Origin of the sequence: Herbaspirillum sp. VT-16-41, from assembly GCF_001994935.1 — a bacterium.
GTDB lineage: Bacteria > Pseudomonadota > Gammaproteobacteria > Burkholderiales > Burkholderiaceae_D > Herbaspirillum > Herbaspirillum frisingense.
In genome coordinates, this window is record NZ_MUXB01000131.1 from 464,034 (window position 1) to 479,836 (window position 15,803).

At 63.1% G+C, this 15,803-nt stretch carries 13 protein-coding genes; 10 read left to right on the forward strand and 3 right to left on the reverse strand.

The window, feature by feature from the left end:
• Positions 1 to 16 precede the first annotated feature (16 nt).
• The 4 genes from BTM36_RS21830 to fumC all read left to right on the forward strand — a co-directional run bounded on the left by BTM36_RS21830 (position 17) and on the right by fumC (position 4,096).
• A complete protein-coding gene (locus BTM36_RS21830) occupies positions 17 to 688 on the forward strand; it encodes a CoA pyrophosphatase (RefSeq protein WP_006462409.1) in 672 nt (223 codons plus the stop codon).
• Positions 689 to 868: 180 nt separating this feature from the next.
• Positions 869 to 1,828: a CobD/CbiB family protein gene (locus tag BTM36_RS21835; protein ID WP_006462410.1), complete on the forward strand. Its 960-nt coding sequence runs from the start codon at positions 869 to 871 to the stop codon at positions 1,826 to 1,828.
• 334 nt (positions 1,829 to 2,162) lie between these two features.
• Positions 2,163 to 2,513 (forward strand): DUF3579 domain-containing protein, encoded by a 351-nt coding sequence (locus tag BTM36_RS21840; RefSeq protein WP_006462412.1) that lies wholly within the window; start codon positions 2,163 to 2,165, stop codon positions 2,511 to 2,513.
• Between the two features lie 194 nt (positions 2,514 to 2,707).
• Positions 2,708 to 4,096, forward strand: coding sequence for a class II fumarate hydratase (fumC, locus tag BTM36_RS21845; RefSeq protein ID WP_077237896.1), 1,389 nt, complete (start codon positions 2,708 to 2,710; stop codon positions 4,094 to 4,096).
• A 168-nt stretch (positions 4,097 to 4,264) separates the two neighbouring features.
• Here fumC and BTM36_RS28000 read toward each other — a convergent pair whose 3' ends face one another.
• A complete protein-coding gene (locus tag BTM36_RS28000) occupies positions 4,265 to 4,858 on the reverse strand; it encodes a hypothetical protein (protein WP_139347229.1) in 594 nt (197 codons plus the stop codon).
• A 540-nt stretch (positions 4,859 to 5,398) separates the two neighbouring features.
• Here BTM36_RS28000 and BTM36_RS21860 point away from each other — a divergent pair.
• From BTM36_RS21860 to trpS, 3 genes are all read left to right on the forward strand, one after another.
• Positions 5,399 to 5,725: a hypothetical protein gene (locus BTM36_RS21860; RefSeq protein ID WP_077237976.1), complete on the forward strand. Its 327-nt coding sequence runs from the start codon at positions 5,399 to 5,401 to the stop codon at positions 5,723 to 5,725.
• Positions 5,726 to 5,801: 76 nt separating this feature from the next.
• Positions 5,802 to 6,362, forward strand: a complete 561-nt coding sequence (locus tag BTM36_RS21865) for a glycine zipper family protein (RefSeq protein ID WP_006462416.1) — start codon at positions 5,802 to 5,804, stop codon at positions 6,360 to 6,362.
• A 261-nt stretch (positions 6,363 to 6,623) separates the two neighbouring features.
• A complete protein-coding gene (gene trpS / locus BTM36_RS21870) occupies positions 6,624 to 7,673 on the forward strand; it encodes a tryptophan--tRNA ligase (protein ID WP_077237899.1) in 1,050 nt (349 codons plus the stop codon).
• Between the two features lie 84 nt (positions 7,674 to 7,757).
• Here trpS and BTM36_RS21875 read toward each other — a convergent pair whose 3' ends face one another.
• Entirely contained in the window at positions 7,758 to 9,143 is a 1,386-nt protein-coding gene (locus BTM36_RS21875; RefSeq protein ID WP_077237900.1) for an ATP-binding protein, read from the reverse strand.
• Positions 9,140 to 9,877: a response regulator gene (locus tag BTM36_RS21880; RefSeq protein ID WP_006462419.1), complete on the reverse strand. Its 738-nt coding sequence runs from the start codon at positions 9,875 to 9,877 to the stop codon at positions 9,140 to 9,142. Before BTM36_RS21880 ends, BTM36_RS21875 begins: the two co-directional genes overlap by 4 nt.
• 270 nt (positions 9,878 to 10,147) lie before the next feature.
• On the opposite strand from BTM36_RS21880, the gene BTM36_RS21885 reads away from it, so the two are divergent.
• The 3 genes from BTM36_RS21885 to BTM36_RS21895 all read left to right on the forward strand — a co-directional run bounded on the left by BTM36_RS21885 (position 10,148) and on the right by BTM36_RS21895 (position 15,793).
• Positions 10,148 to 10,684, forward strand: a complete 537-nt coding sequence (locus BTM36_RS21885) for a Spy/CpxP family protein refolding chaperone (protein WP_006462420.1) — start codon at positions 10,148 to 10,150, stop codon at positions 10,682 to 10,684.
• A 351-nt stretch (positions 10,685 to 11,035) separates the two neighbouring features.
• Positions 11,036 to 12,622 carry an MdtA/MuxA family multidrug efflux RND transporter periplasmic adaptor subunit gene (locus BTM36_RS21890; protein WP_077237901.1) on the forward strand — a complete coding sequence of 529 codons (1,587 nt, stop codon included), beginning with the start codon at positions 11,036 to 11,038 and terminating at the stop codon, positions 12,620 to 12,622.
• A 15-nt stretch (positions 12,623 to 12,637) separates the two neighbouring features.
• On the forward strand, positions 12,638 to 15,793 hold the full coding sequence (locus tag BTM36_RS21895) for an MdtB/MuxB family multidrug efflux RND transporter permease subunit (protein WP_077237902.1): 3,156 nt from the start codon (positions 12,638 to 12,640) through the stop codon (positions 15,791 to 15,793).
• The last annotated feature ends 10 nt before the right edge of the window (positions 15,794 to 15,803 follow it).

The window sequence follows — 15,803 nt, forward strand, 5'->3', positions numbered from 1 at the left end:
ATCAAGCGAGCACATCGTGGCCAGTTTCGATCCCGTCAACCTGCCGGTGGATGCCGTCGCCGGCGAAAGCGCCCTGGAAGCGGCGCGCCTGAACGCCGACTGGCTGCGCCAGCGCTTTGCTACACCGCCGCGCTGGGAACCCGAGCACAGCGGCGACCAGCTGGCACGCATGGCCGAGACCAAGGGCCGCTTCCGACTGGCTTCGGTGTTGATTCCAATCGTGCTGCGGGAAGAGGGGATGACGGTACTCTTCACGCGCCGCACCGCTGACCTGAAGGATCATGCAGGCCAGATCAGCTTCCCCGGCGGTCGTCGCGAAGACTATGACGGCTCGGCCATCGAGACCGCCTTGCGCGAAACCGAGGAAGAAATCGGCCTGGCCCGCCAGTACGTCGAAGTCATCGGCTCCCTGCCGGATTACTTCACCGGCACCGGCTATCGCGTCACCCCCGTGGCCGGGCTGATCCAGCCACCGTTCGAAGCAGTCGGCGATCCCCGTGAAGTGGCGGAAATCTTCGAGGTGCCGCTGGCCTTCCTCATGGATGGCGTGAACCATCAGCGCCGTTCGGTGGAACTGCCCGCGCCGGTCGGGCGCCGCAGCTTCTATACGATGCCCTACGACCGTTATTTCATCTGGGGCGCGACGGCAGGCATGCTGCGTAATCTCTTCCACTTCCTGCGTAGCTGAACTGTCCACTGCCTTTGGTTGCCACTCTGTATCGAATAAGATACGCAAAGTCGTTGTTGATGTTCAAACACGTAAATATTGATGACATTGCGAGCTTGATTCTCGTCAACAAATCAATTGTTTGATTCCCATCTTGCACTGCGCTATCGTACGGGCTACAGAGACACCTAAGGCTGCTTGATGACATTTCTATCCATTCTCTTTGCGCTGTTAATCGAACAACTCAAACCACTGCGTGCAGACAATCCGGTTTATGCATCCATCAAGTCTTTCGCGGCCACGATAGAGGGCTGGTTCAACGCCGGCCACGTTCATCACGGCCGACTGGGCTGGGTGGTGATGGTCGGTGCGCTGACCGTGCCGGTGGCGCTGGTGTACTGGTTGCTGCTGCATGTGAGCCTGGTGGCGGCGTTCGCCTGGAACGTGCTGGTGGTCTACATGACGCTGGGCTTCCGTCATTACAGTCATTACTTCACTTCCATCCAGCTGGCCCTGAACACGGGCGACGAGATGACTGCCCGCACCCTGCTGGCTGAATGGACCAAGCTGGATACCGCCGGCATGGACGTCAGCGAGATTTCGCGCATCGCCTCCGAGCGCGCCCTGATCACCACGCATCGCCATGTGTTTGGCGTGTTCTTCTGGTTCCTGATGCCTGTCGGCCCGGCACTGGCGGTGATGTATCGCGTCGCCGAATACCTCTCACGCGCCTGGAACGAGCCCGATCACATGAAGTTCGAGGCCTTCGGCCGTTTCGCTGCCCAGGCGTTCTACTGGATCGACTGGATTCCAGCACGCCTGACCGCCTCAGCCTTTGCCGTGGTGGGTAACTTCGAGGATGCCATCTACGCCTGGCGCAACTTCGCCAACCGCTGGGAGGACGAGGCCGCCGGTATCATCCTGGCCGCCGGTGGTGGCGCCATGGGCGTGCGCTTCGGCACCGAAAACCAGGCCGCTGCCGGCATCATCCTACCGGTTGATGCGGCCACGGTCGATTCCATGCCCGAGGAGACCGACGGCCTGCCCGGCGACACACCATCCCCGCGCACCCTGCAGAGCACGGTGGGCCTGGTCTGGCGTGCCTTGTTGCTGTGGATGTTCCTGTTGCTGCTGCTGTCAGTCGCGGTCTGGATGGGCTAGTTCTTTCGAATTGAGACGAGCGGGCGGTGGCCCGCTTCGTTTTTTTGGGGAACGCGATTCCCTCCAACCCGGTATACTTCCGGATTCACATCACCAAGATCGCATCCCGCCCGGCAGCAGCTCAGCCCGGACCAGGAACGAGCGACGCGCAGGGCCAGGCAAGGCAGAATGGCTGGAGGCGAGGAGACCGGTAGAAGCCAAGTCTTCTATAAGATATAATACTCAACACCGCAGGCACCCCCGCGACAAGTCGCGCAGGCACCGCGGAATCCAGGGCTCGGGTCTCACCAGGACCGGGGCATTCGGTTGCAAGCGCTATAGAAGAACTGCACGTATGGCTGATCCCATCAAACCCGCAAACGCACCGGCCAAAGAATTCATCATCCTGGGCAAGACCTCGGATGGCCGGCAGTTCCGCCCCAGCGACTGGGCGGAGCGCCTGTGCGGCGTGATGTCGTGTTTCCGTCCGGAGGGCAGTGGCGGGCGCAACGCACACCTGAAGTATTCTCCCTACGTCTTGCCGACCCACATCGACGGCGTGCGCTCGGTGGTGGTCAACGAAGCCCTGCGCGAGCTGGAACCGCTGGCGTATCACTTCGTGGTCAACTTCGCCAAGGACAACGACCTGCAGGTGATCGAAGCCTGTGTCCTGCCTGACCCTCCCAAGGAAAACAAGGCGCCCTGAGCCTTGTCATCCCCGCCGGGCGGTTTGTATCGCCCGGGCAATACCCCGCCAGCTTCATGCCGCCCCTGCAGGCGGTCCCGCCAGCAGTTACACTACTACCCGTCTTCACTTCCCGCGCTCAGCCGGACACATCAGCCAGAGCCAGCGGGATCACCTGGCCGCACGCGGCCGCCTAATCACGGAGAAGAAGCATCATGAACCACCGCATGGAGCGCGACACCTTTGGCCTGATCGAAGTCCCGGCCGACCGCCTGTGGGGCGCGCAGACCGAACGTTCGCTGCACCACTTCCACATTTCCACCGAGCGCATGCCAGCCGAGCTGATCGTGGCACTGGCTGCCGTCAAGCGCGCCTGTGCCAGCGTCAATCGCGACCTGGGCAAGCTGGACGGCAAGAAGGCCGAGGCCATCATCGCTGCCGCTGATGAAGTGATCGCCGGCAAGCATCCGCTGGAATTCCCGCTGTCGGTCTGGCAGACCGGCTCCGGCACCCAGAGCAACATGAACATGAACGAGGTGCTGGCCAACCGCGCCTCCGAGCTTTTGGGTGGCGTACGTGGCGAAGATCGCCTGATCCACCCCAATGACGACGTCAATCGCGGCCAGTCCTCCAACGACATCTTCCCGACCGCCATGCACGTGGCCGCCTGCATGGCCGTGGCGACCCACCTGATTCCCTCGCTGCACAAGCTGCGCGGCACCCTGGCGGAGAAATCCACCCAGTTCGCCGACATCGTCAAGATCGGCCGCACCCACCTGCAGGATGCCACACCGCTGACCCTGGGCCAGGAGTTCTCCGGCTACGTGGCCCAGCTGGAACATGCGGAGTCGGCCGTCATCGCTACCCTCAATGCCATCTCCGAATTGGCCGCCGGCGGCACGGCGGTCGGCACGGGCCTGAATGCCCACCCCGAATTCGGCGAGCGCGTGGCAGCCGAGCTGGCCAGGTTCTTCGGCTTCCCCTTCAAGACCGCGCCCAACAAGTTCGCCGCACTGGCCGGCCATGATGCCCTGGTGGCCTCGCATGGCGGCCTGAAGACGCTGGCCGCGGCGATGATGAAGATTGCCAACGACGTGCGCTGGCTGGCTTCCGGCCCGCGTTCGGGCCTGGGCGAGATCACCATCCCCGAGAATGAACCGGGTAGTTCCATCATGCCGGGCAAGGTCAATCCGACCCAGTGCGAGGCCATGACCATGCTCTGCGCCCAGGTCTTCGGCAACGATGTTGCCTTGAACATCGGTGGCGCCAGCGGTAACTTCGAGCTCAACGTCTTCAAACCGGTGATCATCCATAACTTCCTGCAGAGCGTGCGCCTGCTGGCCGACGGCATGGCCAGTTTCGAGGAGCACTGCGCCCGCGGCATCGAGGCCAACCGCAGCCGCATCGGCGAACTGATGGAAAAGTCGCTCATGCTGGTGACCGCCCTGGCACCGCACATCGGCTACGACAAGGCCGCCAAGATCGCCAAGCAGGCGCATCACGACGGCACAACCCTGAAGCAGGCCGCGCTGGCCCTGGGCTATGTCACTGAAGAGCAGTTTGTGGAGTGGATCAAGCCGGAGCAGATGACCCGGCCGGGTTGAGACTGGGATAAGACGAAATACAGCCAAATATGGCTGAAGCGAGAAGTTGGCAAGGAGGGCAGAGCGAAGCTTCTGCCCTCCTTCGTCTTTGCAGGGCGTCGAATGTGGACTAACCGGGATATGTCTGGCTAGTCGCTGAAGAAATGGCCAAGTATGTATGCTGACGCACTAGAAACTGAAGCAAGGCTCGTCATTGACGCTTTTGCCGTCTCGCACCTCGTATTCGCACGCTGGCAGGTCACGCCCTGGGCCTTTGAGTCGGGTGACAGACCGCCTCACCACCTGGGCGGAGTCGACATCGAGGGCTCTATCGAGAAGCTGATCGTGCAACCGGAGTTTGCAGGTCCTGTAGGAATAGCGATTGATGATTTGTTCGCTCGCGCTCGAATAAGTCACTTCAATCAGCAGCCGTGTTTTTTCATCGAAGTCCAGCCGACCATATTTCCCTACCAGGCAGCCGTTGCCCTGACTAACGTCGTAGTAGGCAACGGCGGGTATTCTCCCGCGTTCGTCCAAGCTCAGAGCGAGTATCGCTTGATCCCCCCATTTTGAACCTGCAATAGAAAATGAATGACGATAGGCGCCGGGCGTCGGAAGCCTGAGCCTTCTTATACTGCTGCCGACCCTGATGTCAACGCTCATCACGTAATCGGCATTCGTTTTCATACCGACAAGCTTGAAGCTTTCTTCCTCCTTGGCATGTGTGGACAAGGCGATGCCCAGCACCAAGGCTGGAGCAAGGAAATGGAATAGTTTTTTCACGTTGCACTCAGCTCAACAGTATCTTCTTCACCCAGTGGAATTTCGGTAGCCGATCCTCGCTACTCAAAGGGGGAAATTCAGGAAGATTTCTTCGCGCCGGACGTCGATTGATGGTTGGCCTGTCGGAAACCTCGGAGGAGGATGGCTCGGAAATCGGCAGATCTTATGAGAGCGGGGTAGTGCCCAAGTCTTTCGGCGGCAAAGAAGTCCGCCCGGCTCGAAGTTTTACTGCGGTGACTGGCGTATTTATTACCTTAATCGTCTTCCCATGTGCGGCCGTCTGCTGACATCTTGTCACCTGGAAACCAGGGCTTCCAACGGATTGCAAAGCCTTTTCAACCCCATGTATATCAATATTGATTAGGGTTACGAATTGAAACATCTCAAGATTTAAGACCAGCCCCGGCGTATATTGCTTTCATGCGCCAGATGCGTCTGCAAGCCCCGCCCGACAAGGAGTTTCGGGTGATCGGGGAAAGCGGCAGCGATGTCATCGGCGATGAATTCCAGACATTCAGAGACACTCCCAAAGGCAATAACATGAAGAAAATAGCGGCAATCGGCGTCTGCGGCGTGCTGGCGGTGGCCGGCCTGGTGGCTAGCGCGTCGGTGTATGCACATGGGCGCTTCTATGGCGGCGTGGTGATCGGCGGGCCGATCTGGGTGCCGCCGCCGGTCTACTACCCGCCTCCGGTCTATGTGGAACGGGTGCCGGCACCGGTCTACGTGGAGCCGCCGCGCCAGGATTACTGGTACTACTGCGCGGAATCCAAGGCGTATTACCCCTATGTCCAGAACTGCCCCAGTCCCTGGATGAAGGTTGTTCCCAATACCCCCGCCGTTCCCGGCGGTCCCCCGCCGCAATAGTCTGGCGACCGGGTCGCGCAGGCCGTTCTCAGATGCTCTGCGCTAAAGCAATACCTTCACAGATAAAGGAATCAACGTGAAACCCATCTACAAGACCGCCGCTACCGTCACCGCCGTCGGCGCCATGCTGGCGCTCGGTGGTTGCGTCAGCGTGCCGACTGGACCGTCAGTGATGGCGATGCCGGGCAAGGACAAGAGTTACGAGCAATTCCGTGCCGACCAGCAGCAATGCCAGCAGTACGCCCAGGACGCCATCGGCGGGCAGGCGGCGCAGACCCAGAACAATGCGGCCAACAGCGCCGCGGTCGGTACCGCCGTAGGTGCGGTGGCCGGCGCACTGATCGGCGCGGCTTCCGGCAATGCCGGTGCCGGGGCGGCCATCGGTGCCGGTGGTGGCCTGCTGGTGGGCAGCGCAGCAGGCAGCAACGCGGCTGCGGGCGGCAATTATTCCATGCAGCAGCGCTATGACATGACCTATACCCAGTGCATGTACAGCAAGGGAAACCAGGTGCAGCAGCCGGTCCAGACCACCACCGTCTATACCTACCACCCGCGCTACTACTACGCTCCGCCGCCGCCTCCGGGCTACTATGGTCCGCCGCCGACGTATTACGGCCCGCCGCCGGGTGCATATTGAGAACGCAGATGGTGAAGAAAACAAACCGCATCCCCGGATGCGGTTTTTTCTTATGCAACGCAACATGGCGGCCGGCCAGTGCTATACTCGCCGCCATGCTTTTCCGAACCCAACTTGCGAAAACCCAGCATTGGTGGCGCGCCTGACCCAGGCGGCCCGTTTTCACACAGCTTGACCATGTGATGCCGCCGGTTCCGGCGGCATGTTTTTTTCAGCTTCGGACCGGCGGCATTCCAGACAGATTAACGATCAGGAATGACCATGTCTTCGAACGCCACTAGTTCCGCTTCCAGCACGACCTCCGCTTCCACCTTGCCCGTGGTCCTCACCGGCGACCGTCCCACCGGTCCGCTGCACCTGGGGCACTACATCGGTTCCCTCAAATCGCGCGTAGCGCTGCAGCAGACTTCGCGCCAGTTCCTGCTGCTGGCCGACACGCAGGCCATGACCGACAATGTCGGTCGCCACCAGAAAGTCACCGACAACGTGCTGGAGGTGGCGCTGGACTACCTGGCCGTGGGCATCGATCCCGAGAAATCGACCATCTTCATCCAGTCCCAGGTGCGCGAGCTTTACGAACTGTCGATGGTGTTGCTGAACCTGGTGACGGTGTCGCGCCTGGAGCGCAATCCCACGATCAAGGAAGAGATCCGCCTGCGCGGCTTCGAGCGCGATATCCCGGCCGGTTTCCTGACCTATCCGGTCAGCCAGGCGGCGGACATCACCGCCTTCAAGGGGCAACTGGTGCCGGTGGGCAGCGACCAGTTGCCGATGATCGAGCAGACCAACGAACTGGTGCGCAAATTCAACGCCACCGTCGATCGTGAAGTGCTGGTTGAATGCAAGGAAGTGCTTTCCGAAACCGGCCGCCTGCCCGGCATCGACGGCAAGGCCAAGATGAGCAAGTCGCTGGGCAATTCCATCGCCCTGGGCGCGACGCCGGCCGAGATCAAGCAGGCCGTGCACCGCATGTACACCGACCCCAATCACCTGCGCGTGGACGATCCGGGCCAGGTCGAGGGCAATGTGGTGTTCACCTTCCTGGATGCCTTCGACCCCGACCGCGATGCCGTGGCCGAGCTGAAGGCCCACTATACCCGGGGTGGTCTGGGCGACAGCGTGGTCAAGCGTCGCCTGGAAGGCATCCTGCAGGAATTGCTGGAGCCCATCCGCACCCGTCGCGAAGAGTTCGCCAAGGACCGTGGCGAAGTGCTGGCCATCCTCAAGCGTGGTACCGAGCGCGCCAGTGCCGTGGCCGCGCAGACCATGTCGGAAGTCAATGCCGCGCTGGGCCTGAACTACTTCGGCTAAGGCGCCCAAGCGACCGCCTGCAGAAAACGAGACCGCCGCTTCCCGGCAAGGGGAGCGGCGGTTTTTTCATGCCTGCGTAAGAGTTCAGCGTGCCTTGGCCGGTGTCATCTGCGGCAGTTCCAGCAACACTTCCAGCCCGCCTTCAGCCAGATTGCGCAGGCGCAGCTGGCCATGATGGTTCTCGGCGATATTGAGCGCGATGGTCAGGCCCAGCCCGGTGCCACCGGTATCGCGTGAACGCGAGGTTTCCAGTCGATAGAAGGGTTCGAAGACTGCCTCCAGCTCGGCATCGGGGATGCCCGGCCCCTGGTCGCGGATACGGATGGCGATCTTCTGTTGCTCCAGGGCGATGCTGACCCGCGCCTGGCGGCCGTACTTGCAGGCATTGTCGATCAGGTTGGTCAGGCAGCGCCGCAGCGCCCCCGGCTGGGCCATCACGAAGGCGCGGGTGCTGCCTTGCAGGCTCACGTCCTGGCCGGCGTCGGCAGCATCGGCACAGACGCTGTCGAGCAGGGAGTCGATATCCAGGGCTTGTATCTTCTCCGAGGAATCCATGCTGCGCGCCAGGTCCAGCCCCTCGCGCACCATGCCGTGCATCACGCCCAGATCGTCGATCAGCTTTTGCTGCAGTTCGGCGTCGGTGACCTTTTCCAGGCGCAGGCGCATGCGTGTCAGCGGCGTCTGCAAATCGTGGGTGATGGCCGCCAGCATGTGGGTGCGATGCTGTATCTGGCGCCGGATGCGGCCCTGCATGGCATTGAAGGCATGCGCCGCCTGCCGGATTTCGGTGGGGCCGGTCTCGGCCAGTGGCGCATGGTCGATGTCGCTGCCAAGGCGCGATGCGGCCTGGGCCAACTGGCGGATCGGGCGGGTCGCCATGCGCGCCACCAGCCAGGCCAGCATCGCGATCAGCGCCAGGAACAGCAGGATGTACTGCAGGCCGAACGGTCCACCCGGTCCACCCGGTCCACCGCGTCCGCGCAGGGCAGGGGGCTCGCCCGGCTGGTGCAGGCGCAGGCGCATCAGGGCCTGGTCGTGCAGGCTCACGTAGATCACGCGGCAGGTGTCGCGGCGCGGGGCGTGGGCATCATCGGCCCGCAAGGGCGGGCATTCGCTTTCGCGCTGGACGGCGATCTTGCGGTCCTCCCCGAGACGCGACTGCAGCATCTCGATGAGCGGGCTGGTGCTGGCGTTGGGACCGATGGCGTCATTCATGTCGTCCACCATGCGCGCCTCGAAACCGAAGTTGGTGGCGGCCTGCAGCACGATGGGACGTTGCGGCGGCGGGATGTCGTCCACCGCCTGGACGATCTGTTCCACGCGGTCGGCCAGATGCTGGAAGCGCAGTTCGCGCAAGGTACTGCGGCGCTCGTTGCCAGACAACCAGGTGGTGACCATGACCGCCACCACGATGCCCGCCAGCAGCAGGAAGAAGATGCGGTTGCCGATGGAGCCCAGGAAATCCTTCATGCCGGCCGGCCTGCACCTTCCGCGCTGACCGTGGTGGCCAGCACATAACCCTCGTTGCGCACGGTCTTGATGATGGTGGGCGTGCGTGCATCGTCACCCAGCTTCTGGCGCAGGCGGCTGATCTGGATATCTACCGAGCGGTCGAAGGGATCGGATTCGCGGCCCTGGGTCAGCTCCAGCAACTGGTCGCGGTTGAGCACCCGGTTGGGATGATCCAGGAACACCTTCAGCAGCCGGAACTCCGCCCCCGACAGGGCTACCACCACGCCATCGCGGTTCACCAGGTGGCGCGCCGTCAGGTCCAGCGTCCAGCCGGCAAAGCGCATGGTGGCCACGTCCGGCTGGGCCATGTTGGGTGGCAGCGCCTGGGTACGGCGCAGCACGCTGCGGATGCGGGCGAACAGCTCGCGCGGCTCGAAGGGTTTGGCCAGGTAGTCGTCGGCGCCCATTTCCAGGCCCAGGATGCGGTCCAGCGGCTCGCCGCGCGCCGTCAGCATGATCACCGGCACCGATGAGGTGGCGCGCAGGTTGCGACACAGCGTCAGGCCGTCTTCCCCGGGCAGGGTCAGGTCCAGCACGATCAGGTCCACCCGCGACTCTTCCAGTACCCGACGCATCTCGCTGCCATTGGTGGCGGTCAGGGTGCGCAGGCCGTTGCTGTCCAGGTATTCGGCCAGCAGTGTGCGGATGTCGCGGTCGTCATCGACGACGAGGATGTGAGTATTTGTATCCATGGGACGCATTATGCCGAACTTGTCCGTACGTGCAGGACGGATTTGTATCGGGTCTTTACAAGGAGGGGGATGGAAATAAAACGATACCTGGGAGGCCTGCGGATATACAAAACGATACAAATGACGGCACAGCGGAAAAATCGCCGATACACGCCGCCGGTTTAATGGGAACCGTGCCAAGACAGCACTTCGCTGTATGACAGTACAAGCGCAGTACAAGCACAGTACAAGCACAGTACCAAGCGCAAGACCCACTGAAAGGAGCAACACATGTTGACATTCAAGAACCGTATCCTGGCCGGCATCGCCGCCGTAAGCATCAGCGCCGTGACCCTGTCGGCCTTCGCCCAGATGCCCCCGGACGGCCCGCAAGGCCACGCCCCGAGCCCGGAACAGATCGCCAAGTTCGAGCAGATGCGCGCAAAGCACCAGGCCCAGCTGCACGACAAGCTCAAGATCACCGCCGCCCAGGAAGCCGGCTGGAAGCTGTTCCTGGACAAGACCAAGCCGGCCCCGTTTGACCGTGCCGCCCGTCCCAACAAGGAAGAATGGGCCAAGCTGTCCACCCCGGAACGTCTGGACAAGCAGCTGGACATGATGCGCAAGCGCGAATCCTTCGCTGAACAGCGCATCGCCGCCACCAAGGAGTTCTACGCCACCCTGTCGCCGGAGCAGCAGAAGACCTTCGACGCCGAGTTCGCCAAGATGCAGCACCATCGCTGGGAACAGATGCATCACGGCCAGCGTGGCGAGCACAAGGGCCCGCCGCGTGACGGCAAGCCCGCTCCCGACGCTCCGGCCAAGTAAGGCACACGGCAGCATTCGCCCGCGCGTTGCAAGCGCGGGCGTTTTCCACCCCGACAGCCTTGCGCTTGACCCGCAAGGCTGTTCTCATTGGCGCGGCCGGCAATAGCTGGGTACACTGCGTGCCAGCCGATGCAGGTGGCATGCGTGGTTGCAGAGTTGCAAGCCGCCCAGGAGAGAATAGCGGTAGGCGGCCCGATCCAACAGGATGGGCCGCCTTCCCTTATGCTCTTGCCTTTGCGTGACCGGATAACGGCACGCCGACGCGATGGCAGAGCGCTGCATCGACTTCCCATGAGACAAGGCCGCCTGTTGGCGGTCTGCATACGTGATCGGTTTACTGGTTTCCCTGACATGACAAATACTCCCAATCCCGGCCAGCCATCTCCCTCCCCATCTCCTTCGCGTTCCCGTGGCAGCATCCTGCGCCGCTGGTGGTTCTGGGTACTGGTGGCCGCACTGGCCGCCGGTGGCGGGTACAAATACTGGTCCAAGAAGAAGGCCGAGCAGGAGCAGATGAGTGCCATGGGTGGCCCCGGTGGCCCCGGGGGCCGTCCAGGTGCTGGCGGTCCGGGCGCCCGCCGCCCGGGTGCCGGCGCCTTCGCTGGCCAGACCATGCCGGTCGGGGTGGCCAAGGCCCGGGTGCAGGATGTGGATGTCTTCCTCAACGGACTGGGGGCAGTCACCCCCACGGCCACCGCCACCGTGCGCGCGCGGGTCGATGGCCAGTTGATGAAGCTGCATTACAAGGAAGGCCAGGTGGTCAAGGCCGGTGAGTTGCTGGCCGAGATCGACCCGCGCTCGCTGCAGGCCGCGCTGACCCAGGCCGAAGGCCAGCTGGCGCGCGACCGCGCACTGCTGAGCTCGGCCCGGCTTGACCTGAAGCGCTACCAGACCCTGCTGTCGCAGGACTCCATCGCCAGCCAGCAGGTCGACACCCAGGCCGCGCTGGTCAAGCAATATGAGGGAACGGTCAAGGCCGATGAGGGCAGCGTCGCCAGCGCCCGCCTGCAGTTGTCGTTCACCCGAGTGATCGCCCCCATCAGTGGCCGCCTGGGCCTGCGCCAGGCCGACGTCGGCAACAACGTCACCACCAGCGACACCAACGGCCTGGTCATCATCACCCAGCTGCAGCCGATCACCGCCATCTTCAGCATTCCCGAAGACAATATCCCCAAGGTCTTGCAGCAGCTGCAGAGCGGTCGCAAGCTGCCGGCCCAGGCCTGGGACCGTGAGCAGAAGAAGAAACTGGCCGACGGCGTGCTGCTGACCATCGACAACGTGGTCGATTCCACCACCGGCACGGTCAAGCTCAAGGCCCAGTTCCCCAATACCGACTACGCGCTGTTCCCCAGCCAGTTCGTCAATATCCGCCTGCAGCTCAATACCGAGCAAGGTGCCACCGTCATCCCGACGGCCGCCATCCAGCGCGGGGCCAAGGGTTTGTTCGTCTATGTGGTCAAGGAAGACAACACCGTCACCGTGCGCCCGGTCAAGACCGGCCCGGTACAGGATGACCTGACTGTCATCACCGACGGCGTGGCCGCCGGCGAGACCGTGGTCATCGACGGCATCGACCGCCTGCGCGAAGGCGCCAAGGTCGAGGCCGTGGCACGCGGTGGCGCCGACGATCCGGCCAACAAGCTCACCACCGAGAACCCCGATGCACGCCGCCATGGCAAGCGTGGTCAGGGACAAGGGCAGGGTGCAGAAGGCGGTCAGGGCGGTCAGGGCGCCATGAGCCCGGAAGAGCGCCAGAAGCGCTGGGCCGAGCTCAACAAGCGCATCGATGCCGGCGAATTCGGCGAAGAGATCAAGAAGCTGCCTGAAGACCAGCGTCGCCAGAAGATGATGGAACTGCGGCGCCAGCGCGAGGCAGGCAATGCCAGTGGCGGCACCGGTGGTGCCAGCAACGCAGGCAACGCCAACGGCGCCAAGTAAGCACAAGGCTCACGCATGAATCCCTCGCGCCAGTTCATCCTGCGGCCGGTCGCCACATCCTTGCTGATGCTGGCGATCCTGCTGGTGGGCATCGTCGCCTACCGGCTCCTGCCGCTGTCGGCCCTGCCCGAAGTCGATTACCCGACCATCCAGGTGGTCACCCTCTATCCCGGGGCCAGCCCGGATGTGATGACTTCCTCGGTCACCGCGCCGCTGGAGCGCCAGTTCGGCCAGATGCCGGGCTTGAAGCAGATGTCTTCCACCAGTTCCGGCGGAGCCTCGGTGATCACGCTGCAGTTCAACCTTGACCTGAGCCTGGACGTGGCCGAGCAGGAGGTGCAGGCCGCCATCAACGCCGGCAGCAACCTGCTGCCCTCGGACCTGCCGATGCCGCCGGTCTACAGCAAGGTCAACCCGGCCGATACCCCCATCATCACGCTGGCGGTCACCTCCAGGACCATGCCCCTGCCCAAGGTCCAGGACCTGATCGACACCCGCCTGGCGCAGAAGATTTCCCAATTGTCGGGCGTGGGTCTGGTGAGCCTGTCGGGTGGCCAGCGCCCGGCCGTGCGCATGCAGTTGAATCCACGTGCCGTGGCCGCGCTGGGCCTGAACCTGGATGACGTGCGAACCGCCATCGGCAACGCCAACGTCAACCAGGCCAAGGGCAGCTTCGATGGCCCCACCCGCGCCTCCACCATCGATGCCAACGACCAGCTGCGCACCGCCGACGAATATCGCAACCTGATCATCGCCTACAAGAACGGCGCGCCGATCCGGGTCTCCGACGTGGCCGACGTCGTCGATGGTGCCGAAAACGTGCGCCTGGGCGCCTGGGCCAACCAGCAGCCTGCGGTGATTGTGAACATTCAGCGTCAGCCGGGTGCCAACGTGATCGCCGTGGTCGACAGCATCAAGAAGATCCTGCCGCAGCTGCAGGCCAGCCTGCCGGGCTCCATCGACGTCCACATCCTGACCGACCGCACCACCACCATCCGTGCCTCGGTGGCCGATGTGAAGTTCGAGCTGCTGCTGTCGGTGGCGCTGGTGGTGATGGTGATCTTCGTCTTCCTGCGCAACGTGCCGGCCACCATCATCCCCAGCGTAGCGGTACCGCTGTCGCTGGTGGGTACCTTCGCCATCATGTATCTGGCCGGTTTCTCGATCAACAACCTGACCCTGATGGCCCTGACGATTGCTACCGGTTTCGTGGTCGACGACGCCATCGTCATGATCGAGAACATCTCGCGCTACATCGAAGAAGGCATGAAGCCCATGCAGGCGGCCCTGAAAGGTGCCGAGCAGATCGGCTTTACCATCATCTCGCTGACCTTCTCGCTGATTGCGGTGCTGATCCCGCTGCTATTCATGGGTGACGTGGTGGGGCGCCTGTTCCACGAATTCGCGGTGACCCTGGCGGTCTCCATCCTGATCTCGGCCGTGGTCTCGCTCACGCTGACCCCCATGATGTGCGCGCGCCTGCTGCGCCATCAGCCAGAAGAACAACAGGGCTGGTTCTACCACAAGAGCCAGGTCTTCTTCGATCGCATCATTGCCCGCTACGGCGTCATGCTGGAATGGGTGCTGGAGCGCCAAAAGCTGACCCTGCTGGTGGCCGTGGCCACGCTGGGCCTGACCGTGCTGTTGTACGTGTTCGTGCCCAAGGGCTTCTTCCCGCTGCAGGACACCGGGGTTATCCAGGGTATCTCGGAAGCCACACAGTCCATTTCCTTCAGTGCCATGGGAGAAAAACAGCAGCAACTGGCCAAGGTGGTGCTGCAGGACCCGGCCGTGGAGAGCCTGTCCTCCTTCATCGGCGTGGATGGCACCAACGCCACCCTGAACAGCGGGCGCATGCTGATCAACCTGAAGCCGCACGAAGCACGCGACGTTTCCGCCGCCGACGTGATCCGTCGCCTGCAGCCCACGCTGGCGCGGGAAGTGCCGGGCGTCACCCTCTACATGCAGCCAGTGCAGGACCTGACCATCGAGGATAGCGTCTCCCGCACGCAATACCAGTTCACCCTGGAAGACGCCGATCCGGCCCTACTCAGTACCTGGGTGCCGAAGCTGATCGCGCGCCTGCAACAGGTGCCGGAACTGGCTGACGTGGCCACCAACCTGCAGGACCAGGGGCTGCAGGCCTATATCCAGATCGACCGCAATGCCGCATCGCGCCTGGGTATCACTACCGCCGCCATCGACAACGCGCTCTACAACGCCTTCGGCCAGCGCCTCATTTCCACCATCTATACGCAATCGAACCTGTATCGCGTGGTGATGGAGGTCAAGCCGGAATTCCAGCGCGGCCCCGAAGCGCTGGACAGCATCTACCTGGTCACCTCGGGCGGCGGCAAGGTACCGCTGTCGTCGATCGCCACCGTCACCGAACGCACCGCGCCGCTGGTGGTGAACCACATCGGCCAGTTCCCGGCGGCCACCGTGTCCTTCAACCTGGCCAAGGGCGCCTCGCTGGGCAAGGCGGTCGAGGCCATCAAGGCCGCCGAGGCCGAGATCGGCATGCCGTCCTCTACCGTGACCAACTTCCAGGGCGCCGCGCTGGCCTTCCAGGCCTCGCTGTCCAACACGTTATGGCTGATCCTGGCGGCCATCATCACCATGTACATCGTGCTGGGCGTGCTCTACGAGAGCTATATCCATCCCATCACCATCCTCTCAACGCTGCCCTCGGCGGGGGTGGGCGCGCTGCTGTCGCTGATGATCTCCGGTACCGACCTGGGCATCATCGGCATCATCGGCATCATCCTGCTGATCGGTATCGTCAAGAAGAACGCCATCATGATGATCGACTTCGCCCTGGAGGCCGAACGGCACGAGGGCAAGAGCCCGCGCGAGGCGATCTATCAGGCTTGCCTGTTGCGTTTCCGGCCGATCCTGATGACCACCATGGCAGCGCTGCTGGGCGCCTTGCCGCTGATGCTGGGCACCGGCGTGGGCTCCGAACTGCGCCAGCCGCTGGGCATCACCATGGTGGGCGGCCTGCTGGTGTCGCAGGTGCTCACGCTCTTTACCACGCCGGTGATCTATCTCGGCTTCGACAGCCTGGGCCGTCGGCTGCGCGCACGTTTCGGGCAGCGCGCGCCTGGGCATGGCGGCGAGGACGATGATGGTGAAGACGGCAAGCCGGCCACGCTGCCGCCGGCGGTGTAGGCGGATGCGC